General features: G+C 65.6%; 19 protein-coding genes. 17 read left to right on the top strand and 2 right to left on the bottom strand.

The annotated features are described in order from the left end of the window. Window positions 1-12: 12 nt before the first annotated feature. From ASC95_RS23570 to ASC95_RS31520, 4 genes are all read left to right on the top strand, one after another. Window positions 13-885: a peptidoglycan DD-metalloendopeptidase family protein gene (locus ASC95_RS23570; RefSeq protein WP_057300103.1), complete on the top strand. Its 873-nt coding sequence runs from the start codon at window positions 13-15 to the stop codon at window positions 883-885. 45 nt (window positions 886-930) lie between these two features. Next, window positions 931-1,941, top strand: a complete 1,011-nt coding sequence (rpoS, locus tag ASC95_RS23565) for an RNA polymerase sigma factor RpoS (RefSeq protein WP_082568040.1) — start codon at window positions 931-933, stop codon at window positions 1,939-1,941. Between the two features lie 34 nt (window positions 1,942-1,975). Further along, the gene (gene rlmD / locus ASC95_RS23560) at window positions 1,976-3,328 is read left to right on the top strand and encodes a 23S rRNA (uracil(1939)-C(5))-methyltransferase RlmD (RefSeq protein WP_057300102.1); all 1,353 of its coding nucleotides are present in this window, start codon (window positions 1,976-1,978) and stop codon (window positions 3,326-3,328) included. A gap of 193 nt (window positions 3,329-3,521) precedes the next feature. After that, complete coding sequence (locus tag ASC95_RS31520) at window positions 3,522-5,045, top strand: glycoside hydrolase family 5 protein (RefSeq protein ID WP_200960192.1); 1,524 nt, start codon at window positions 3,522-3,524, stop codon at window positions 5,043-5,045. 43 nt (window positions 5,046-5,088) lie between these two features. On the opposite strand, the gene ASC95_RS23550 is transcribed toward ASC95_RS31520, so the two are convergent. Then, entirely contained in the window at window positions 5,089-5,781 is a 693-nt protein-coding gene (locus ASC95_RS23550) for a Bax inhibitor-1/YccA family protein (RefSeq protein WP_057300101.1), read from the bottom strand. An 88-nt stretch (window positions 5,782-5,869) separates the two neighbouring features. On the opposite strand from ASC95_RS23550, the gene ASC95_RS23545 reads away from it, so the two are divergent. The 6 genes from ASC95_RS23545 (at window position 5,870) to ASC95_RS23520 (ending at window position 12,638) form a co-directional block, all read left to right on the top strand. Next, window positions 5,870-6,271, top strand: coding sequence for a heme-binding protein (locus tag ASC95_RS23545; protein WP_057300100.1), 402 nt, complete (start codon window positions 5,870-5,872; stop codon window positions 6,269-6,271). A 190-nt stretch (window positions 6,272-6,461) separates the two neighbouring features. Then, on the top strand, window positions 6,462-7,622 hold the full coding sequence (carA, locus tag ASC95_RS23540) for a glutamine-hydrolyzing carbamoyl-phosphate synthase small subunit (protein WP_057300099.1): 1,161 nt from the start codon (window positions 6,462-6,464) through the stop codon (window positions 7,620-7,622). A 14-nt stretch (window positions 7,623-7,636) separates the two neighbouring features. After that, complete coding sequence (gene leuE, locus ASC95_RS23535; protein ID WP_057300098.1) at window positions 7,637-8,278, top strand: leucine efflux protein LeuE; 642 nt, start codon at window positions 7,637-7,639, stop codon at window positions 8,276-8,278. A gap of 10 nt (window positions 8,279-8,288) precedes the next feature. Further along, a complete protein-coding gene (gene carB, locus ASC95_RS23530) occupies window positions 8,289-11,579 on the top strand; it encodes a carbamoyl-phosphate synthase large subunit (RefSeq protein ID WP_057300097.1) in 3,291 nt (1,096 codons plus the stop codon). A gap of 139 nt (window positions 11,580-11,718) precedes the next feature. Beyond that, a complete protein-coding gene (greA, locus tag ASC95_RS23525; protein WP_057300096.1) occupies window positions 11,719-12,195 on the top strand; it encodes a transcription elongation factor GreA in 477 nt (158 codons plus the stop codon). Beyond that, window positions 12,195-12,638 (top strand): DUF4149 domain-containing protein, encoded by a 444-nt coding sequence (locus tag ASC95_RS23520; RefSeq protein WP_057300095.1) that lies wholly within the window; start codon window positions 12,195-12,197, stop codon window positions 12,636-12,638. Before greA ends, ASC95_RS23520 begins: the two co-directional genes overlap by 1 nt. Here the strand turns inward: ASC95_RS23520 and ASC95_RS23515 are convergent. Beyond that, entirely contained in the window at window positions 12,616-13,089 is a 474-nt protein-coding gene (locus ASC95_RS23515) for a YhbY family RNA-binding protein (RefSeq protein WP_057300094.1), read from the bottom strand. The genes ASC95_RS23520 and ASC95_RS23515 overlap by 23 nt on opposite strands. A gap of 103 nt (window positions 13,090-13,192) precedes the next feature. Here ASC95_RS23515 and ASC95_RS23510 point away from each other — a divergent pair, with 103 nt between their 5' ends. The 7 genes from ASC95_RS23510 to pstA all read left to right on the top strand — a co-directional run bounded on the left by ASC95_RS23510 (window position 13,193) and on the right by pstA (window position 21,493). Then, window positions 13,193-13,867, top strand: coding sequence for an RlmE family RNA methyltransferase (locus ASC95_RS23510; RefSeq protein ID WP_057300093.1), 675 nt, complete (start codon window positions 13,193-13,195; stop codon window positions 13,865-13,867). Between the two features lie 85 nt (window positions 13,868-13,952). Further along, window positions 13,953-15,851 (top strand): ATP-dependent zinc metalloprotease FtsH, encoded by a 1,899-nt coding sequence (gene ftsH, locus ASC95_RS23505; RefSeq protein WP_057300092.1) that lies wholly within the window; start codon window positions 13,953-13,955, stop codon window positions 15,849-15,851. A gap of 59 nt (window positions 15,852-15,910) precedes the next feature. Then, window positions 15,911-16,753 carry a dihydropteroate synthase gene (folP, locus tag ASC95_RS23500; RefSeq protein ID WP_235538024.1) on the top strand — a complete coding sequence of 281 codons (843 nt, stop codon included), beginning with the start codon at window positions 15,911-15,913 and terminating at the stop codon, window positions 16,751-16,753. 13 nt (window positions 16,754-16,766) lie between these two features. Next, window positions 16,767-18,098 carry a phosphoglucosamine mutase gene (gene glmM / locus ASC95_RS23495; RefSeq protein ID WP_057300091.1) on the top strand — a complete coding sequence of 444 codons (1,332 nt, stop codon included), beginning with the start codon at window positions 16,767-16,769 and terminating at the stop codon, window positions 18,096-18,098. Window positions 18,099-18,502: 404 nt separating this feature from the next. Beyond that, complete coding sequence (gene pstS, locus ASC95_RS23490; RefSeq protein ID WP_057300482.1) at window positions 18,503-19,519, top strand: phosphate ABC transporter substrate-binding protein PstS; 1,017 nt, start codon at window positions 18,503-18,505, stop codon at window positions 19,517-19,519. A gap of 154 nt (window positions 19,520-19,673) precedes the next feature. Beyond that, window positions 19,674-20,633 carry a phosphate ABC transporter permease subunit PstC gene (gene pstC / locus ASC95_RS23485; protein ID WP_157256470.1) on the top strand — a complete coding sequence of 320 codons (960 nt, stop codon included), beginning with the start codon at window positions 19,674-19,676 and terminating at the stop codon, window positions 20,631-20,633. Beyond that, a complete protein-coding gene (pstA, locus tag ASC95_RS23480; protein WP_057300089.1) occupies window positions 20,630-21,493 on the top strand; it encodes a phosphate ABC transporter permease PstA in 864 nt (287 codons plus the stop codon). Before pstC ends, pstA begins: the two co-directional genes overlap by 4 nt. Window positions 21,494-21,502 lie beyond the last annotated feature (9 nt).

The following is a 21,502-nucleotide window of genomic DNA, read 5'->3' as shown; positions in this document are numbered from 1 at the left end:
TCTAGCCACACGATGCCCTCAAGCCTGCGCCTTTTATTCACTGCCATCACCACCTCGCTGCTGCTCAGCGCCTGCGGCACGTCGTTGCATCGTGCCGCACCGGTCGAGGACCGCAACCCGCAGCCCGCCACGGCCGCGGTGGCGCCGCCGCCCGCCGCATCGGCGGCTTCCGCGCCGGATGCCAAGCCGCCGCTGCCGGGCGCCGAAAACGCCGGCAGGGCCGGTTACTACACCGTCAAGCCGGGTGACGCGCTGATCCGCATCGCGCTGGACAATGGCCAGAGCTGGCGGGACGTGGCCAAATGGAACAGCCTGGAGAACCCGAACCGCATCGAGGTGGGGCAGGTGCTGCGCGTCGTGCCCCCAGGTGTCGACCCCAGCGCTGTGACGGCCAAGCCCATTGCGAGCACGGCCAAGGTCGAGTCGCGGCCGCTGGACGCCAAGCCGCCGGTCGCTGCCGCGAGTGCACCGACGGCTTCATCCACCGGCAACTCCACACCGGCTGCGTCGGAAGACGACAGCATGGCCTGGGGCTGGCCGGTGGCGCAACCCATCAGCGCCGGTTTTGACGAGCAACGCAACAAGGGGCTGGACTTTGCAGGTAAGCCGGGCGACCCGGTGCTGGCTGTCGCCGATGGACGCGTTGTTTACGCTGGTTCGGGGTTGCGCGGCTACGGCAACTTGGTCATCATCAAGCACAACAGCACCTACCTGACAGCGTATGCCCACAACCGGGCCATGCTGGTCGAGCAGGACCAAATCGTACGCAAGGGTCAGAGGATTGCCGAGATGGGTTCCACCGAGAGCGACACCGTCAAGTTGCACTTTGAAGTGCGCAAGCTCGGCAAGCCCGTCGATCCGGCCAAGCTGCTGCCGCCGCGCTGAGAAGCCGGCCAGCCAACCATCATGCATCGGGCCAGCGATCACGTCATGAAACGCGCTGCGCCCAAGCTCAACGGACATGGCGGCAATGGCAGCGAGCCGGCTGTCTTGTTGTCTGCGCTGAACGCAGGCGGTGGTGATGCCGAACCGGCCTCGGACGTCAGCGAAGAAGACGGCCGGGCACTGCGAAATGGCGGCGACGAGGTCGAGCTCGGCAATGCGCTGCAGGCCTATCTGCGCGACATTCGCCGCACACCGCTGCTGACCCCTCAGCAGGAGTTCGACACGGCCCAGGCGGCGCGAGCGGGTGATTTCGATGCCCGCCAAGCCATGATCGAGCACAACCTGCGCCTGGTTGTCAGCATCGCCAAGAACTACCTGGGCCGGGGCTTGCCGATGAGCGACCTCATCGAGGAAGGCAATCTCGGCCTGATGCATGCCATTGGCAAATTCGAGCCCGAACGTGGGTTTCGCTTCTCCACCTATTCGAGCTGGTGGATACGCCAGAGCATCGAGCGCGCGCTGATGCACCAGGCCCGCCTGGTGCGGCTGCCGGTGCACATCGTGCGCGAGCTCAATCAGGTGCTGAAGGCGCGCCGCGCGCTCGAGGCGCTGCAGAGTGCCAACGGCGCTGAAGGACGCGTGCGTGCCGAGGACGTGGCCCAGGCCCTGGGCCGACCGGTCGACGAGGTGGCCGAGTTGCTGGCCTATGCCGAGTTGCCGAGTTCGCTGGATTCGCCGGTGGACCGCAATGGCGAGGGCGGCGAATCCATGCTGGATCTGGTCGCCGACGACCAGGCCATCGACCCGATGGGCCTGCGCCTGTCGCACGAGGTCGAGGAGTTGCTGCAGCACGGGTTGGCCAGCCTCAACGACCGTGAGCGCGAGGTGCTGTCGGGCCGCTACGGCCTGTCGGACCGCGAACCGGAGACGCTGGACGTGCTGGCCATTCGCCTCAAGCTGACGCGCGAGCGCATCCGCCAGATCCAGATCGAGGCGCTGGCCAAGCTCAAGCGCAACATGATGCGCCACGGCGTGGATCGGGACTCGATCTTCTGAGCGTCTGATATTGAGCCGGGATAATCCCGGCCCTATGAATCAGACGACGGAATGGCTCAAGGTCGAAAGCATCGAACTTGAGGCGCAGGGCGTGGCGCACAACGCCGAGGGCAAGGTGGTCTTCATCGACGGCGCCTTGCCGGGCGAAATCGTGAAAGCACAGATCTCGCGCCGCAAGAACAACTGGGAGCAGGGCCAGCTCACCGAGATCAAGAAGGAAAGCTCGCTGCGCGTGACGCCGGGCTGCCCGCACTTCGGCCTTCACGCGGGCGCCTGCGGCGGCTGCAAGATGCAGCATCTGCAGGCCGGCGCCCAGGTGGCGGTGAAACAGCGCGTGGTGGAGGACCAGCTCTGGCATCTCGGCAAGGTGAAGCCCGAAGTGTTGCTGCGGCCCATCGAGGGGCCAACCTGGGGCTACCGCTACCGGGCGCGCTTCTCGGTGCGCTATGTGCAGAAGAAGGGCGTCGTTCTGATCGGCTTTCACGAGCGCAAGAGCCGCTATGTGGCCGACATGCAGGTCTGCAAGGTCGTGCCCAAGGTCGTCAGCGACCTGCTGATGCCGATGCGCGAGCTGATTGCCAGCATGGCCGAACGCGACCGCCTGCCGCAGATCGAACTGGCCATGGGCGACGAGGTCATCGCGCTGGTTCTGCGTCACCTGAACCCGCTGCCGGACGGTGACATCGCGCTGCTGCGCGAGTTTGGCGCGAAGCACGGCGTGCAGTGGTGGCTGCAGCCCAAGGGGCCGGACACGGTCAAGCTGCTCGACGAAGGCGGGCCGCAACTGGCCTACCGCCTGCCCGAGTTCGGCGTGACCATGCCCTTCAAGCCGACCGACTTCACCCAGGTCAATCCGCACATCAACGCCACACTGGTCGGCCGCGCGCTGCGCCTGTTGGCCGTCGAGCCGGATGACCGGGTCATCGACTGGTTCTGCGGCCTGGGCAATTTCACGCTGCCCTTGGCCACCAAGGCGCGCGAGGTGCTGGGCATCGAGGGCAGCGAAACGCTGGTACAACGCTCGCGCGAGAACGCGGCGCTGAACGGTCTGGCGCACAAGGCGAGTTTCGTCGCGCGCAACCTGTTCGAGATGACGCCTGAACTGCTGGCGTTGGACGGGACAGCGGACCGCTGGCTCATCGACCCGCCGCGTGAAGGTGCCTTTGCGCTGGCCAAGGCGGTGGCGGACATTGCCCAGGATCCGTCGCTCGCGCCGGGCTGGGCACCTCCGAAGCGCATCGTCTATGTCAGCTGCAACCCGGCAACGCTGGCGCGCGATGCCGGCTTGCTCGTCAACGTGGCCGGCTATCGCTGCACTGCAGCGAGCGCGGTGAACATGTTCCCGCACACCGCCCACGTCGAAAGTCTGGCGGTCTTCGACCGCTGAAGCGGTCTTCGACCGCTGAAGCGGTCTTTTCAAGTTCGACCACTTCACGCCTGCCGGGAAACCGGCAGGCGTGGTGTTGCTCTGTCCGTGTAAGTCCGGTGTCTCAGTCCGCAGGCCGTAGACAAAATGGATAAACAACGATGTTTAGTTCTACATAGAGCTGAGCCCACCCTCACCGGAGACAGAGGACAACATGCGCATCCCATTCCATCTTGCCCGTGTACTGGGCTTGGCCTGCCTGGCGCTGGGCCTGTCCAGCACCGCGCTGGCCCAGGCTGGCGGCGCCGCGGCCACGTCGCCCACGCTCAAGCGTGGCATTAACATCGTTGGCTACGACCCGATCTGGACCGACCCGGCCAAGGCACGCTTCCAGCCGCGGCACATGCAGGCCATCCGCGACGGCGGCTTCGACCATGTGCGCTTCAACCTGCACGCGTTCGCCCACATGGACGCGGAGAACCGCCTGTCCGCGGCCTGGTTCAAGCAACTGGACGAACTGGTGGACGCCGGGCTGAAGGCAGGCCTGCAGGTCATCCTGGACGAGCACAACTTCAACGAGTGCGCCAAGGCGACCGACATCGACCCCTGTCGCGCCCGGCTGAAGGCCTTCTGGCGCCAGGTCGCGGCGCGCTACAAGGGCTCGCCGGACGCGGTGATCTTCGAAATCCTGAACGAACCGAACGGCGCCGCCGACGCTGTCTGGAACGACATGCTGGCCGAGAACCTGGCCATCATCCGCGAGTCCAACCCGAGCCGGCGCGTCATCGTCGGGCCGAAGTTCTGGAACTCGCTCGACCATCTCGACAGCCTGCGCCTGCCCGAGGCGGATCGCCAGCTCATCGTCACCTTCCACTACTACACGCCGATGGAGTTCACCCACCAGGGCGCGAGCTGGACGCCACAGTTTCAGAAGCTCTCGGGGGTGACCTGGGGCACGGCCGCTGACCAAGAGAAGCTGAAGGCGGACTTCGACCGGGTCAAGGCCTGGGCGGACAAGAACAAGCGGCCCATCCTGCTGGGCGAGTTCGGCGCGCTCGAGAGCGCCGGCATGGCCCAGCGCGTGGCCTGGACCGCGGCCGTCGCCCGCGCCGCAGAAGCGCGCGGCTTCGCCTGGTCCTACTGGCAGTTCGACTCCGACTTCGTGGTCTGGGACATGAAGTCCGACGGCTGGGTGAAGCCCATCCAGGGCGCGTTGGTGCCGGAGAAGGCCGGCGCCGCCCCGGCGGCCAGGGCGACAGACCCGGCCCTGGACTATCTGATCAACACGGCGCGCGTCACGACCTGGTCGGTGTACGGCGACGGGCAGTCGACCGAGCAGGTAGCATGCGCGGCCACCGGCAAGGTCTGCCTGCGGGTCGCCCTGCAGTCGGCCAAGGCCAACGTCTGGGACATCGGCGCCATCGCGCCGCTGCACGGCAGCATCGCGAAGGGCGACAAGCTGCAGGTTATCGCCTGGGCCCGCCTGGATACCGAAGACCCGCAGGCCAAGGCCGTCGTGCCCATGCTGCTGCAGCTGGGCTCACCGCCCTACACAGCGGTCGTGTCGGGCTCGGTGACCCTGACGAGCAAGCTGGAGGCGATCGCCATCGGCGGCGCCGCGGCGGAGAGCTTTGCGGGCGGTACGGTCAACCTGGCGCTGCAGCTGGGCCAGGTGGGCCGACCCGTCGTGCTGAGCGCGCCCTTCGTGCTGAAGAACTACAAGCCGACGCCGCAATAAGAAAAGGCGGCCGAGGCCGCCTTTGTCGATGGTGCCGCGCGAATCAGTCGCGGTCGCCGCCGAAGATGCCCAGCAGAGACAGCAGGCTCTGGAACACGTTGTAGATGTCCAGGTAGATGTTCAGCGTGGCGCTGATGTAGTTGGTCTCGCCGCCATCGATGACGCGCTTGATGTCGTACAGCATGAAGGCCGAGAACACGCCCAGCATCAGCACCAGGATGGTCAGCATCATGGCCGACGACTGCAGGAAGAAATTGGCGATGCAGGCCACCATCAGCACGACGGCACCGACGGTCAGGAACTTGCCCATGCTCGACAGGTCGCGCTTGATGACGGTTGCCAGCGTGGCCATCGTGAAGAAAACCGCAGCCGTGCCGCCGAAGGCCGTCATGACCAGCGAAGTGCCGTTCCGGTAGCCCAGCACGAAGCCGATCAGGCGCGACAGCATCAGGCCCATGAAGAAGGTGAAGGCGAGCAGGGCGGCGACGCCAGCGGCGCTGTCCTTGGTCTTCTCGACGACGAACATCAGGCCGAAAGCGCCGACGAAGAACACGATCATGCTCATGCCGGGGCTCATCAGCTGGAACAGGCCCGTGGCGACGCCGATCCAGGCGCCGAGCACCGTGGGCACCAGCGACAACGCCAGCAGCCAGTAGGTGTTGCGCAGCACGCGCTGCCGGTCGACGGCCAGGCCGTTGCCGGCGTAGCCGTAAGAGGTTTGCAGACTGTCGTTCATGACGATGCTCCGGGGACAAAAGGACCGTGGGAATTCTAGGCTCCCGCTGGACCGCTACATTGGGGTCTATCACCCGGAAAGCAAGACCATGAAACAGCAATCCCAACTCGAACTCGCCGACGTCAAACGCATCGCCGCCGCCGCCGAAGCCCATGCGATCAGCAAAGGCTGGGCGGTGTCCATCGCCATCGTCGATGCCGGTGGCCACCTGCTGTGGCTGCAGCGTCTGGATGGCGCCTCTCCCAGCACCGCCATGTTTGCCCCCGCCAAGGCGCACACCTCGGCATTGGGCAGGCGTGAATCCAAGATTTACGAGGACATGATCAACGGCGGGCGGCAGTCCTTCCTCAGCGTGCCGGGCATGCACGGTCTGCTCGAAGGCGGTGTGCCCATCCTCGTGGACGGGCAGTGCGTGGGCGCCGTCGGCGTCAGCGGCGTGAAGTCCAGCGAGGATGCCGAGATTGCCAAGGCCGGAATTTCGGCGCTCTGAAGCGCGCTTTGAGGCGTCACGAAGCCGTCGCAAGGCGGTCGCGAAGCCTCCGTACTAACCCCAGTCGGCTATACTCGATGGGTTTACCTGAACCTACCTGCTGCCCGGCGAAAACCTTGTTGGTTTCCTCAAATTGACCCGTCTTCGGCCGGGTTGATGCTGGGCACGCGCCCCATTTGCGGAGACCCTTGTGCTGACCGACCTGCTTCATCCCCCTCAAGCAATTCTGGCTCTGGCGGATGGGACGGTGTTCCGCGGCCAGTCCATCGGTGCAACGGGCCGCACGGTCGGCGAAGTGGTGTTCAACACTGCGCTCTCGGGCTACCAGGAAATCCTCACCGACCCGAGCTACTGCAAGCAGATCGTCACGCTGACGTATCCGCACATCGGCAGCTATGGCGTCAGCGATGAAGACGTCGAAGCCGCCAAGGTGCATGCCGCGGGTCTCGTCATCAAGGACCTGCCGCTGCGCGCGTCCAACTTCCGCTCGGGCCGTACGCTGGACCAGTACCTGCGCGACGAAGGCACCGTCGCCATCGCCGGCCTGGACACCCGCCGTCTGACCCGTGTTTTGCGCACCCAGGGTGCACAGAACGGCTGCATCCTGGCTTTGGCTGCGGGTGAGGCCCTGACCCAAGCCCACATCGACACCGCAGTCGCCGCCGCCAAGGCCGCGCCGTCAATGTCCGGCCTGGATCTGGCCAAGGTCGTCAGCCGCACCGAATCCGAAGCCTGGGCGCAGACCGAGTGGAAGCTCGGTAGCGGCTACGGCACGCAGACCGCGCCGAAGTTCCACGTCGTCGCCTACGACTTCGGCGTCAAGCTCAACATCCTGCGCATGCTGGCCGAGCGCGGCTGCAAGGTCACCGTCGTGCCGGCGCAAACGCCCGCCAGTGCCGTGTTCGACCTGGAACCGGACGGCGTCTTCCTGTCCAACGGACCGGGCGACCCGGAGCCTTGTGACTACGCCATCAAGGCCACGGCGCAGCTGATCGAGTCCGGCATTCCGGTCTTCGGCATCTGTCTGGGCCATCAGATCATGGCACTGGCCTCGGGCGCCAAGACATTCAAGATGAAGTTCGGCCACCACGGCGCCAACCACCCGGTCAAGGACCTGGACAGCGGCCGCGTCGGCATCACGAGCCAGAACCACGGTTTTGCGGTCGACCCCGAGACGCTGCCGGCCAACCTGCGCGCGACGCACGTCAGCCTGTTCGACGGCACGCTGCAGGGCATCGCTCGCACCGACAAGCCAGCCTTCAGCTTCCAGGGCCACCCGGAAGCCAGCCCCGGCCCGCATGACATTGCCTACCTGTTCGACCGTTTCATTGGCTTGATGAGCAAAGCCTGAAGGAGGGCCTGCACATGTTCGGCATCACCGACCTCGGCACCTTCCTTGCGGCAGCGGTGTTCATCATCCTGCTGCCAGGACCCAACTCGATCTACGTGCTGTCCGTTGCCGCTCAGCGCGGCGTGCGCACCGGCTATGGGGCGGCCTGCGGGGTGTTCGTCGGCGATACGCTGCTGATGACTGCGGCTGCCGCCGGCGGCGCGTCGCTGCTGATGGCCAGCCCGCAGATCTTCTTCGTCGTGAAGATGGTCGGCGCGGTCTACCTGGGCTGGATCGGCATCCAACTGTTGCGGGGCGCAGTGCGCGCCTGGCGCGGTGCGGCCACCGCGACCGAGGCCCCCCGCGTCGTCGATGCGAGCCAGCCGTTCCGCAAGGCCCTGGTCGTCAGCCTGCTGAACCCCAAGGCCATCGCCTTCCTGCTGTCTTTCTTCATCCAGTTCGTCGATCCGGCCTACCCGACGCCAGCGCTGACCTTCCTGGTCCTGGGTTCCATCATCCAGGCGCTCAGCTTTGTCTATCTCTCGACGCTGATCTTTGCCGGCGCTCGCCTGGCCGCGGCCTTCCGCGCGCGGCGTCGCCTCTCTGGCGCCGCCAATGCCGGCGTCGGTGCACTTTTCGTTGGGTTCGGGGCCAAGCTCGCGACCGCCACTCTCTAAGCAGACCGCCATGCCGAAACGTACAGACCTAAAAACCATCCTCATCATCGGCGCGGGCCCGATCATCATCGGCCAGGCCTGCGAGTTCGACTACTCCGGCGCTCAGGCCTGCAAGGCGCTGCGCGAGGAGGGCTACAAGGTCGTCCTGGTCAACAGCAACCCCGCGACGATCATGACGGACCCGGACACGGCGGACGTCACCTACATCGAGCCCATCACCTGGCAGGTGGTCGAGAAGATCATCGCCAAGGAGCGCCCTGACGCGGTGCTGCCGACGATGGGCGGCCAGACCGCGCTGAACTGTGCGCTGGACCTGCACAAGCACGGCGTGCTGGCCAAGTACAACGTCGAGATGATCGGCGCGAACGAACACGCCATCGAGAAGGCCGAGGACCGCCTCAAGTTCAAGGATGCGATGACCAAGATCGGCCTGGGCTCGGCCCGGTCCGGCATCGCCCACTCGCTGGAAGAAGCCTGGGCCGTGCAAAAGCGCATCCACGCCGAGATCGGTGGCGCAGGTTTCCCGATGGTCATTCGCCCCAGCTTCACGCTCGGCGGCTCAGGCGGCGGCATTGCCTACAACCCGGAAGAGTTCGAGGCCATTTGCAAGCGCGGCCTGGATCTGTCGCCCACCAACGAGCTGCTCATCGAAGAGAGCCTGATCGGCTGGAAGGAGTACGAGATGGAGGTCGTCCGCGACAAGGCGGACAACTGCATCATCGTCTGCTCCATCGAGAACCTGGACCCGATGGGCATTCACACCGGTGACTCCATCACCGTGGCGCCGTCGCAGACGCTGTCCGACAAGGAATACCAGCTGCTGCGCAACGCCAGCATCGCCATCCTGCGCGAGATCGGCGTGGACACCGGCGGCTCCAACGTGCAGTTCTCTATCAACCCGAAGGACGGCCGCATGGTCGTCATCGAGATGAACCCGCGCGTGTCGCGTTCGTCTGCGCTGGCCTCCAAGGCGACGGGTTTCCCCATCGCCAAGATCGCCGCCAAGCTGGCCGTGGGCTACACGCTGGACGAGCTGAAGAACGACATCACCGGCGGCATCACGCCGGCGTCCTTCGAGCCCAGCATTGACTACGTCGTCACCAAGATCCCGCGCTTTGCCTTCGAGAAGTTCCCGATGGCCGACTCGCGCCTGACGACGCAGATGAAGTCGGTCGGCGAAGTGATGGCCATGGGCCGCACCTTCCAGGAGTCATTCCAGAAGGCGCTGCGTGGCCTGGAGACCGGCATCGACGGCCTGACCGAGCGAAGCACGGACCGCGAAGACATCGTGCAGGAAATCGGCGAAGCCGGTCCAGAGCGCATCCTCTACCTGGCCGACGCCTTCCGCATCGGCATGACGCTGGACGAGATTTATGAAGAGACCGCGGTCGACCCATGGTTCCTCGCGCAGATCGAGCAGCTCGTGCAGATCGAAGGCGAGCTGAAGGGTCGGGCCATCGAGTCCATCACCGAGGCCGAACTGCGCCTGCTCAAGAGCAAGGGCTTCTCGGACAAGCGCCTGGCCAAGCTGCTGGGCACGCACCAGCACGCCGTGCGGGAGCGCCGCCATGCATTGAACGTGCGCCCGGTCTACAAGCGCGTGGACACCTGCGCGGCCGAGTTCGCCACGCAGACGGCCTACATGTATTCGACGTACGAAGGCGCTTTCGTTGGAGATCAGGCCGAGTGCGAGGCCAACCCGACCGACAGGAAGAAGATCATGGTGCTGGGCGGTGGCCCGAACCGGATCGGCCAGGGCATCGAGTTCGACTACTGCTGCGTGCACGCCGCGCTCGCGATGCGCGAGGACGGCTACGAGACCATCATGGTCAACTGCAATCCCGAGACCGTGTCGACCGACTACGACACCTCGGATCGCCTGTACTTCGAGTCCGTTACGCTGGAAGACGTGCTCGAGATCGTCGACAAGGAAAAGCCGGTCGGCGTCATCGTTCAGTATGGCGGTCAGACGCCGCTGAAGCTGGCACTCGACCTGGAGCGCGCTGGCGTGCCCATCATCGGCACGACGCCCGATTCCATCGACATTGCCGAGGACCGCGAGCGCTTCCAGAAGCTGCTGCACGAACTCGGCCTGCGCCAGCCCCCCAACCGCACCGCGCGTACCGAAGAGCAGGCTGTCGCGCTGGCCAACGAGATCGGCTACCCGCTGGTCGTGCGCCCAAGCTATGTGCTGGGCGGCCGCGCGATGGAAATCGTGCACGGTGACAAGGACCTGGAGCGCTATATGCGCGAAGCCGTGCGCGTCTCCGAGAAGTCGCCGGTGCTGCTGGACCGTTTCCTGGAAGACGCCGTCGAGGTCGACGTCGATTGCATCGCCGACTCAAGCGGCGACGTGATGATCGGCGGCATCATGGAGCACATCGAGGCGGCCGGCATCCACTCCGGCGACTCGGCCTGCTCGCTGCCGCCCTACACCCTGGCGGCTGACCTGCAGGACGAACTTCGTCGCCAGACGGCGGCGATGGCCAAGGCGCTGAAGGTCGTCGGCCTGATGAATGTGCAGTTCGCCATCCAGGGCGACGTGACCGCGGGCTTGGCAGCCTGCACGGTCTACGTGCTGGAAGTGAACCCCCGTGCCTCGCGCACCGTGCCCTACGTGTCCAAGGCCACGGGCCAGCAGCTCGCCAAGATCGCCGCGCGCTGCATGGCGGGCCAGAAACTCGCCGACCAGCGCGACCGCAAGGGCCGCGTACCGGCCGAGGTCATCCCGCCTTACTTCAGCGTCAAGGAAGCCGTCTTCCCGTTCAACAAGTTCCCGGGCGTGGACCCCATCCTCAGCCCCGAGATGCGTTCGACCGGCGAGGTCATGGGCGCGGCCAAGACTTTCGGCGAAGCCATGCTCAAGAGCCAGATCGGCGCCGGCTCGCGCCTGCCGCGCCAGGGCAATGTGCTGATCACCGTCAAGAACAACGACAAGGCCCGTGCCATCGCGATCGCCAAGGAGTTGCATGCGCTCGGCTTCGGCATCGTCGCGACGCGCGGTACGGCGGCGGCCATCACGGAAGCCGGCGTGCCCGTCAAGCTGATCAACAAGATCAAGGATGGTCGCCCGCACATCGTCGACGCGCTCAAGGGCGGCGACATCCAGCTCGTCTTCACGACGGTGGACGAGACGCGCACGGCGATTGCCGACAGCCGCTACATCCGCCAGGCCGCGCTGGCCAACCGCGTGACGTACTACACGACGATGGCGGGCTGTGAGGCCGCGGTCGAGGGCATGAAACACCGTGATGGCCTGACCGTGCAATCCCTGCAGGAACTGCACGCCGAGCTGGCTTAAAACGCGAAGCGTTTCAGCGCAAACTCATATCGCCTTGGCGATGTGATGTTGAAGCTAAACTTCGGCCTTACTGATTCCGCCGCAGCAGCCCGAAGCCGGGCCGCAGCGGCGGAACTCTTTTTGCCCATCGAGTTTTGAAATGACGACCATTCCCCTGACCAAGCGCGGCGCCGAGGCGCTCAAGGCCGAGCTGCACCGCCTCAAGACCGTCGAGCGTCACGCCGTCGTCCAGGCGATCGCCGAGGCGCGGGCCCAGGGTGACCTGAGCGAGAACGCCGAGTACGACGCGGCCAAGGACAAGCAGGGCTTCATCGAAGGCCGCATCCTCGAGATCGAAGGCAAGCTCGCGGCGGCGCAGATCATCGATCCTTCGTCGCTGGACGCCGGCGGCCGCGTCGTGTTCGGCGCGACGGTGGACCTGGAAGAAGAAGCCAGTGGCACCGAGGTGACCTACCAGATCACCGGCGACGACGAGGCCGACATCAAGCTGGGTCGCATTTCTGTCGGTTCGCCGATCGCCCGTGCCCTGATCGGCAAGGAGGCCGGTGACGTGGCCGAAGTGCAGGCCCCCGGCGGCATCAAGCGCTACGAGATCGTCGAAGTCCGCTACGAGTGATGTTCGCCCGCTTGCAAGCGCTGCTGGCCGCCCTCTGGGGCGGCTTTTTGCTGTGTGTGGCGTTCGCCGCGACGCCCAGCGCCTTCGCGGTGCTGGAGCGGGCTCAGGCGGGCGCCTTCGTCGCCCGTGTGTTTGCGATCGAGGCGCAGCTCAGCCTGGCGTTGGGGCTGGTGCTGATGATGATCGAGCGCCGTATCGTGCGGAATGCGGTGGAGGCGGGCAACGCGAGCAACCAGTTCTCGGCCCGGCTGCTGCTGCCGGTGGTCGCGCTGTTTTGCACCATCGCCGGCTATTACGGCCTGCAGCCGCTGATGGCCGATGCCAAGGCCGGTGCCGGTGTCGTGTCCTTTGCGGCTCTACACGGCGCTTCGCTGGCGCTCTTCGGCGTGAAGGGCCTGGCGGTACTGGCCCTGGCCTGGATCAGTCAGCGACGTTCTTCTTGACGCTGGTCATGCGGCGCTTGGCGCGCTTGAGCTCGCCGCCCTGGGCAACGCGCTGGTTGCCCAGCACCTTGAGCTTGGTGACCTGGGGCCGGCCATTGCCGCTCTTGGAGAATTTGACGATCTTGACCACGCGCGGGCCCGGCCGGGCGTCGGTGCGCTCGGCGGCGGCCTTCTCCGGAATCGGGCGCCACAGCACCAGCAGCTTGCCGATGTGCTGGATGGGCGCTGCATTCAGCTCGTCGCAGAGCTGCGCGAACATGGCTTCGCGGGCTGCCCGGTCATCGCCCTGAACCCGCACCTTGATGAGGCCATGGGCATTCAGCGCAGCATCCGTTTCCTTGACGACGGCAGGCGTCAGGCCGTCGCCACCGACCATCACGACCGGGTCGAGATGGTGGGCATCGGCGCGCTTTTCCCGGCGCTGAGTGGGAGTCAAGTTGATTTGAGGCATCCCCTAATTATGGCTTCGACCCGGCGCAAGGCGCCTTCACGTCGCTTTGCGACATGAGTCTGTGCCGCAACCGGCTTTGCCGGTTGTCCCGTCTAATAGCACCGTGAAAACTCAAACCAAAAGCAAGAAGCTCAACAAGGCGTGGTTGAACAACCATGTCTCAGATCCCTATGTGCAACAAGCGCAGAAGGACGGTTACCGCTCCCGCGCGGCCTACAAGCTCAAAGAGATCGACGAGGAGCTCAAGCTGATCCGCCCGGGCCAGGTCGTCGTCGACCTAGGGGCGACGCCCGGCGCCTGGAGCCAGTATCTGCGCCGCAAATTCGCCCCCACGGAGGCGGGGCGGGGCGGGGCGGCAGTAGGCCAACTCAACGGCAGCATCATTGCGCTGGACGTGCTGGAGTTCGAGCCCATCGAGGGCGTGCAGTTCATCCAGGGTGATTTCCAGGAGGACGCCGTGCTCGCGGCGCTCGAAGCGGCGCTGGCCGGCCGGCCCGTCGACGTCGTCGTGTCGGACATGGCGCCCAACATGTCGGGTATTGCGTCCACCGATGCCGCCCGCATCTCCGGACTGGTCGAGCTGGCTGTGGATTTCGCCAGCAGCCACCTCAAGCCCGACGGTGCGCTGGTGGCCAAGGTCTTCCACGGCAGCGGCTATGACGAACTCGTGAACCTCTTCAAAACCCATTTCAAGGTCTTCAAGGTCGTGAAGCCCAAAGCCTCCCGCATCCGCTCTTCCGAGACATTCTTGGTAGGCATGGGACTGAAAAACCGCTGATTACAGGGGTGGCCCCCTTGCCGCCCCTAAAATCGCCCCCACTGTCCTGAAACCCGCGCTGGGCCATCAGGGCCAAGGAGTCGCAGTGAACAATCAATGGTTTTCGAAGTTCGCCGTCTGGATCGTGATCGCCCTGGTGCTGTTCACGGTCGTCAAACAGTTCGGCGGCACCACGGCACCCGGTAAGCAGGTGACCTATTCCGAGTTCCTGGATCTCGTCCAGGCACGTCGGATCAAATCCGCGACCCTGCCCGACGGCATCACCGGCGACATCTACGCCGAGGACACCGAAGGCAACAAGTTGCGCACGCTGGCCACCTACCAGGATCGTGGCCTGGTCGGTGACCTGCGCAGCAATGGCGTCAAGTTCGACATCAAGCCGCGTGAAGAGCAAAGCTTCCTGGTCAGCATGCTGATCAACTGGACGCCGATGCTGCTGCTGATCGGTGTGTGGGTCTACTTCATGCGCCAGATGCAGGGCGGCGGCAAGGGCGGGGCATTCAGCTTCGGCAAATCCAAGGCCCGCATGCTGGACGAGGCCAACAACACCGTCACCTTCGCCGACGTCGCTGGCTGCGACGAGGCCAAGGAAGAGGTGAAGGAGCTGGTCGACTTCCTGAAAGACCCGCAGAAATTCCAGAAGCTGGGCGGCCGCATCCCGCGCGGCGTGCTGATGGTCGGCCCTCCGGGCACCGGCAAGACGCTGCTGGCCAAGTCCATCGCCGGCGAGGCCAAGGTGCCCTTCTTCACGATCTCCGGCTCCGATTTCGTCGAGATGTTCGTCGGTGTCGGCGCGGCCCGCGTGCGCGACATGTTCGAGCAGGCGAAGAAGAGCGCACCCTGCATCATCTTCATCGACGAAATCGACGCCGTCGGCCGCCATCGCGGCGCCGGCCTGGGCGGTGGCAACGACGAGCGCGAGCAGACGCTGAACCAGATGCTGGTCGAGATGGACGGCTTCGAGACCAATCTCGGCGTCATCGTCATCGCGGCCACCAACCGCCCGGACATTCTCGACCCGGCCCTGCTGCGCCCCGGCCGTTTCGACCGGCAGGTCTACGTGACGCTGCCGGACATCCGCGGCCGCGAGCAGATCCTGAACGTGCACATGCGCAAGGTGCCCATCGGCCAGGACGTCAACGCGTCCATCCTGGCCCGCGGCACGCCTGGCATGAGCGGTGCCGACCTGGCCAACCTCGTCAACGAGGCTGCGCTATTCGCCGCCCGCCGCAACGGCCGCCTGGTGGAGATGATCGACTTCGAGCGCGCCAAGGACAAGCTCTACATGGGCCCCGAGCGCAAGAGCATGGTCATGACGGAGGACGAGAAGCGCGCCACTGCCTATCACGAGTCCGGCCATGCCGTCGTCGCCGAGCTGCTGCCCGGCACCGACCCGGTCCACAAGGTCACCATCATGCCGCGCGGCCGCGCGCTGGGCGTGACCTGGCAACTGCCCGAGCGTGACCAGCACAGCCTGTACTTCAAGCAGATGCTCAACAGCATCAGCATCATGTTCGGTGGCCGCATTGCCGAGGACCTGTTCGTCCACGACATCTCGACCGGTGCTTCCAACGACTACGAGCGCGCCACCCGCATGGCCCGCGACATGGTCACGCGCTACGGCATGAGCGAAGCGCTGGGCCCGATGGTCTATGCCGAGAACGAGGGCGAAGTCTTCCTCGGCCGCAGCATGACCAAGACGGCCAACATCAGCGAAACCACGCAGCAGAAGGTCGACAGCGAGATCCGTCGCATCCTTGACCAGCAGTACGCCGTGGCGCAGAAGATCCTCGAGGACAACCGCGACAAGGTCGAGACCATGACCGAGGCGCTGATGAAGTGGGAAACCATCGACCGCGACCAGATCCTGGACATCATGGCTGGCCGCCCGCCGCGCGCGCCTGACGACAAGCCGACCGCGAGCGGCCCGACCGGTGGCGGCACGCCGCCGGTCAGCACCGACGGCGCACCCGCCGCGGCCTGATCCCCACCCCAACGACGGGCCCGGCTTCCACCGGGCCCGTTTTCAATTCAGAGCCGCCCGTGCATTGGCAGACCCGCCGCTTCCGCATTGATTTGAGCCGCCCGCGCGTGATGGGCATCGTCAACGTGACGCCGGATTCCTTTTCCGACGGTGGCCGGCATGACGACGCCCGGACCGCCATCGCGCACTGCGAGCGCCTGGTGGCAGAGGGCGCCGACATCCTGGACATCGGTGGCGAGTCCACCCGCCCCGGTGCGCCGCGCGTCGATGCGCAGAGCGAATGGGCGCGTATCGACAAGGTGCTGGCCGCCGCGGTCACGTTGGGCGTTCCCGTTTCGATCGACACCTACAAGCCAGACGTCATGCGACGCGCGCTGGACGCTGGCGCGGACATCATCAACGACGTGCAGGCCCTGCAACTGCCTGGCGCGCTGGCGGCTGTGGCGGGCAGAGGTGCAGGCGTCTGCCTGATGCACATGCGCGGCGAGCCGGCGTCCATGATGGAGCTGGCGGTCTACGGCGATGTGGTGGCCGAGGTTGGCGACTTTCTCGCCCAACGCGCTCAGGCGGCGCGAGATTCGGGCATCCCGGCCGATGCCATCGCGCTGGATCCGGGTTACGGCTTTGCCAAGAGCGCCGAGCACAACCTCCAGCTGCTGGCGGGGCAGCAACGCCTGGCCGGGCTGGGCTATCCGTTGCTGGTGGGCTGGTCGCGCAAGCGCACGCTGGGCGACATCACCAGTCGGCCGGTGGACCAGCGCCTGCCGGCCAGCCTGGCCGCCGCACTCCGGGCCGTCAGCCTTGGCGCCAATGTGCTTCGCGTGCACGATGTCGCTGCCACCGTGGACGCACTCAAGGTCTGGGCCGCAGTCGATGCGGCGACAATCCCGGCCACTGAATAAAAGGAAGAGCTCGATGGGCCGCATGTATTTTGGAACCGACGGCATTCGAGGCACGGTGGGCCAGGACCCGATCACGCCCGACTTCATGCTGCGCCTGGGACATGCCGTCGGCCGCGTGCTGCGCAAGACGGCCAAGCGGCCCACGGTGCTGATCGGCAAGGACACGCGCATCTCGGGCTACATGATCGAGTCCGCCCTGGAAGCCGGCTTTGCCTCGGCCGGCGTCAATGTGCTGCTGACCGGCCCGCTGCCAACGCCGGGCGTCGCCTACCTCACCCGCGCATTGCGCCTGGATCTTGGCGTCGTCATCAGCGCCTCGCACAACCCCTTCGCCGACAACGGCATCAAGTTCTTCTCGGCCAAGGGCGAGAAGCTGCCCGATGCCTGGGAGCTGGCCGTAGAGGCCGCCCTGGAAGAGGCGCCGCAATGGGTCGATTCGGCCAGCCTCGGCCGCGCCAAGCGCCTGGAAGACGCACGCGGCCGCTACATCGAGTTCTGCAAGAACAGCTTCGGCTCCGACCTGACGCTCAAGGGGCTGAAGATCGTCGTCGATGCGGCCCACGGCGCGGCCTATCACGTGGCCCCCGACGTGTTTCATGAGCTGGGGGCCGAAGTCATCTCGATCGGTTGCAAGCCCGATGGCTTCAACATCAATGCCGGCTTTGGCGCGACGGCGCCGGGTGCGCTGGTCGAGGCCGTCATGACTCATGGTGCGGACTACGGCGTGGCGCTTGACGGCGACGCCGACCGCCTGCAGCTGGTCGACGCCGACGGGCGCCTGTACAACGGCGACGAGCTGCTCTACGTGATGGTGGCGGACCGCCTGGCCCAGGGCCTGCGCGTGCCGGGCGCTGTCGGCACGCTGATGACCAATATGGCGGTTGAGCTGGCGCTGCGTTCGCGCGACGTCGAGTTCGTGCGCGCCAAGGTTGGCGACCGCTATGTTCTCGAAGAACTGGCCGCGCGCGGCTGGCAACTGGGCGGCGAGGGCTCGGGCCACCTTCTGGCCCTGGACAAACACACCACGGGCGACGGCATCGTCAGCGCGTTGCTGGTGCTGCAGGCCGTCTGCCGCAGCGGCCGCAGCCTGGCGGAACAGCTGCAGGGCGTGGATCTGTTTCCGCAGACCCTGATCAATGTGCGCCTGGCAGCCGGCCAGGACTGGAAGAGCAACACCCGGCTGGCCGAGGAGCAGAGCGCCGTGACCGCAGAACTGGGTGACCGCGGCCGCGTGCTGATCCGCGCCTCGGGTACCGAGCCTCTGGTGCGCGTGATGGTCGAGGCCTCGGACGCCGAGCTGGCGCAACGCTGCGCCCAACGATTGGCGCAGACGCTGACCGGCTGACCAGTCGACATCGCGAAAGGCCGCCCGTGCGCGGCGAAGCTGCCCGCCTTGGCCAGGAGGGCGAAGGCGACAGTGGCGCCTTGATGGGTCTTGGCGGCGCCTCGCTTCATGTCGGCGGCGCTACGCGGCCGTCGCTGACGTGGCAGGCGGGTCATTTCGGAAGCTTCGGCTATACCTGGAATGGCTGTCCGGCGCTCCAGAAGCCTTATATGACGGTCGCGTGAATCGAAAATGACACTGTCACAAAGCGGTTCAGGCGGCTTCCCAGCGGTCTCGTGAAGCGATCCAATGCGCTGCGGGATGACAGGGCGGTCACCGAATAGTCACATTGGATCCCTAGGATGTCGGTCATCGTCAAACCCGCCCAGCGGAAGGTGTCTCAGATGAACTTTGTCCAGGTCAGCATGTCGCTCACGCTTGTCGTGGGTCTTTTCGGTACTCAAGTGGCTTTGGCCCAAGACGTGACCGGCGCCGGCGCCACTTTCCCGGCGCCCATCTACGCCAAGTGGGCCGATGCCTACAACAAGGCCAGCGGCGCCCGCATCAACTACCAGTCCGTCGGCTCCGGCGCCGGCATCAAGCAGATCAAGGCCAAGACGGTCGACTTCGGCGCTTCCGACATGCCGCTGAAGGACGAAGACCTGGCCAAGGACGGTCTGATGCAGTTCCCCACCGTCATCGGTGGCGTCGTGCCGGTCGTCAACATCAAGGGCATCACCCCGGGCCAGATCAAGTTGACCGGCACCGTGCTGGCCGACATCTACCTTGGCAAGATCACCAAGTGGAACGACGCGGCCCTGACCGCGCTGAACCCGGGCGTCCAACTGCCCGACGCAGCCATTGCCCCGGTGGCACGCGCCGACGGTTCGGGCACGACCTTCATCTTCACCAACTACCTTTCCAAGGTCAGCGAAGACTGGAAGACCAAGGTCGGCGAAGGCACGACGGTCAAGTGGCTGGCCGGCACGGCCGGGAAGGGCAACGAGGGCGTCGCCGCCTTCGTGCAGCGCCTGCCCAACTCCATCGGCTACGTCGAGTACGCCTATGTGAAGCAGAACAAGATGACCTATGTCCAGCTGAAGAACCGCGACGGCCACTGGGTATCGCCGGACGATGTGGCCTTCAAGGCCGCGGCTGCGGGCGCCGACTGGAACAAGACCTTCTATCAGGTCACGACTGACCAGCCCGGCAAGGATGCGTGGCCCATCACCAACCCGACCTACATCCTGATGTTCAAGTCGCAGGACAAGCCTGCCCAGGCTGCCGCCGTGCTGAAGTTCTTCGAATGGGCCTACGGCAATGGCGACAAGATGGCCGACGATCTCGACTACGTGCCGCTGCCGGCCAACGTGAAGGACCTTGTGCGCAAGCAGTGGGGTGCGATCAAGGACACGTCTGGCAAGGTCGTTTCCTTCAAGTAAGCCTTGGGCGCTGAGCCGGGCCCGGCATTGCCGGGCCTTTGCCCCGTCGAAGGCGCTTTTTCTTTCTCAGACCTCTGGAGGTTCCTTGGCAGCCATCCTTCCCGCCGACAGTGCCGGTGCTGATCGAAGTGAACCTCAGCCGCAGACTTCGCCGATGAGGCCCCAGCCCCAGCGACGCCGCGTCGCTCCCTGGGCCGACGGCCTTTTCGCCGCCCTGGCACAGGGCGCAGCCTGGCTGACGCTGGCGCTTATGGTGGGCATCATCGGCTCCCTCATCATCGGTGCCACGCCGGCGCTGAAAGCCTTCGGCCTGGGCTTCCTGACCAGCGCGGAATGGGACCCGGTGCAGGAGAAGTTCGGCGGCCTGGTGATGATCTACGGCACGCTGGCGAGCTCTTTCATCGCGCTGGTGATCGCCGTGCCGGTCAGCTTCGGTATCGCCATCTTCCTGACCGAGCTGTCGCCCAGCTGGTTGAAGCGCCCGCTGGGCATCGCCATCGAGCTGCTGGCTGCCGTGCCCTCCATCGTCTACGGCATGTGGGGCCTGCTGGTGTTCGGCCCCATCCTGGCCACCTTCGTGCAGGCGCCGCTGCAGGCCATGCTCAGCGGCGTGCCCTTGCTGGGTTCGCTGGTGTCGGGCCCGCCGGTGGGCATCGGCATCCTGTCGGCCGGCATCATCCTGGCGATCATGATCATTCCCTTCATCGCCTCGGTGATGCGCGACGTCTTCGAAGTCACGCCGCCGATGCTGAAGGAAAGCGCCTACGGCCTGGGTGCGACGACCTGGGAGGTCGTCTCCCGCGTCGTGCTGCCGTACACCAAGACGGGTGTTGTCGGCGGCGTGATGCTCGGCCTCGGGCGCGCGCTCGGCGAGACGATGGCCGTCACCTTCGTCATCGGCAACATGAACCAGCTGAATTCGCTGTCGGTCTTCGAGGCCGCCAATAGCATCACGTCCACGCTGGCCAACGAGTTCGCCGAGGCCGGCGAGGGCCTGCACCAGGCCTCGCTGATGTATCTCGGTCTGGTTCTCTTCCTGATCACTTTCGTCGTGCTGACCATCTCCAAGCTGCTGCTGATGCGCTTGAAGAAGGGCGAAGGAGCCCGTTCATGAGCTCAACCCTCGACGCTCGCCGCCTGGCGATGCACCAAAAGCGCAAGCGCACCAACGTCATCGCGCTGGCGCTGTCCCTCGGCGCCATGGGCTTTGGCGTGTTCTGGCTGATCTGGATCCTGTTCGAGACCATCTATCTCGGCATCGGCGGCCTGACCTGGGCCACCTTCACGCAGATGACGCCGCCGCCGCAAGGCGAGGGCGGTGGCCTGGCCAACGCCATCTTCGGCAGCTTCGTCATGGTGGGCCTGGCCACGCTGGTCGGTACGCCCGTGGGCATCCTTGCCGGCGTCTATCTTGCCGAGTATGGCCAGAAGACCTGGCTGGGCAGCGCGGTGCGCTTCATCAACGACATCCTGCTGTCCGCGCCGTCCATCGTCGTCGGCCTGTTCGTCTATGCGATGGTCGTGGCCAAGCTGAAGAGCTTCTCCGGCATGGCAGGCGCGCTGGCCCTGGCGCTGCTCGTCATCCCGGTCGTCATCCGCACGACCGAGAACATGCTCAGCCTGGTCCCCAACGCCTTGCGCGAAGCCGCCTACGCCCTGGGTACGCCGAAGTGGAAGGTCATCCTGACCATCACGCTGAAGTCGGCGCGTGCCGGCGTCCTCACCGGCATCCTGCTGGCGCTGGCCCGCGTGTCCGGCGAGACCGCGCCGCTGCTGTTCACGGCGCTGTCCAACCAGTTCTGGACCAGTGACATCAGCGCGCCGATGGCCAGCCTGCCGGTCACCATCTTCAAGTTCGCGATGAGCCCCTATGAGAACTGGCAGAAGCTGGCCTGGGCCGGCGTCTTCCTGATCACCGTGGGCGTGCTGCTGCTGAACATCCTGGCCCGCGTGCTCTTCAAGAACAAACACTAAGGACTGACC

The organism is Pelomonas sp. Root1217, from assembly GCF_001425705.1.
In the GTDB taxonomy this organism is placed as follows: domain Bacteria; phylum Pseudomonadota; class Gammaproteobacteria; order Burkholderiales; family Burkholderiaceae_C; genus Pelomonas.
The sequence above is the reverse complement of the archived record's forward strand: the minus strand, read 5'-3'. Positions and strand labels throughout refer to the sequence as shown.

What these genes read in the sequence shown, in the direction of transcription:
- ASC95_RS23570 (WP_057300103.1), top strand. Translation starts at nt 13, where the DNA reads ATGCCCTCAAGCCTGCGCCTTTTATTCACTGCCATCACCACCTCGCTG.
- rpoS (WP_082568040.1), top strand. Translation starts at nt 931, where the DNA reads ATGAAACGCGCTGCGCCCAAGCTCAACGGACATGGCGGCAATGGCAGC.
- rlmD (WP_057300102.1), top strand. Translation starts at nt 1,976, where the DNA reads ATGAATCAGACGACGGAATGGCTCAAGGTCGAAAGCATCGAACTTGAG.
- ASC95_RS31520 (WP_200960192.1), top strand. Translation starts at nt 3,522, where the DNA reads ATGCGCATCCCATTCCATCTTGCCCGTGTACTGGGCTTGGCCTGCCTG.
- ASC95_RS23550 (WP_057300101.1), bottom strand. Translation starts at nt 5,781, where the DNA reads ATGAACGACAGTCTGCAAACCTCTTACGGCTACGCCGGCAACGGCCTG.
- ASC95_RS23545 (WP_057300100.1), top strand. Translation starts at nt 5,870, where the DNA reads ATGAAACAGCAATCCCAACTCGAACTCGCCGACGTCAAACGCATCGCC.
- leuE (WP_057300098.1), top strand. Translation starts at nt 7,637, where the DNA reads ATGTTCGGCATCACCGACCTCGGCACCTTCCTTGCGGCAGCGGTGTTC.
- carB (WP_057300097.1), top strand. Translation starts at nt 8,289, where the DNA reads ATGCCGAAACGTACAGACCTAAAAACCATCCTCATCATCGGCGCGGGC.
- greA (WP_057300096.1), top strand. Translation starts at nt 11,719, where the DNA reads ATGACGACCATTCCCCTGACCAAGCGCGGCGCCGAGGCGCTCAAGGCC.
- ASC95_RS23520 (WP_057300095.1), top strand. Translation starts at nt 12,195, where the DNA reads ATGTTCGCCCGCTTGCAAGCGCTGCTGGCCGCCCTCTGGGGCGGCTTT.
- ASC95_RS23515 (WP_057300094.1), bottom strand. Translation starts at nt 13,089, where the DNA reads ATGCCTCAAATCAACTTGACTCCCACTCAGCGCCGGGAAAAGCGCGCC.
- glmM (WP_057300091.1), top strand. Translation starts at nt 16,767, where the DNA reads ATGGGCCGCATGTATTTTGGAACCGACGGCATTCGAGGCACGGTGGGC.
- pstS (WP_057300482.1), top strand. Translation starts at nt 18,503, where the DNA reads ATGTCGCTCACGCTTGTCGTGGGTCTTTTCGGTACTCAAGTGGCTTTG.
- pstC (WP_157256470.1), top strand. Translation starts at nt 19,674, where the DNA reads ATGAGGCCCCAGCCCCAGCGACGCCGCGTCGCTCCCTGGGCCGACGGC.
- pstA (WP_057300089.1), top strand. Translation starts at nt 20,630, where the DNA reads ATGAGCTCAACCCTCGACGCTCGCCGCCTGGCGATGCACCAAAAGCGC.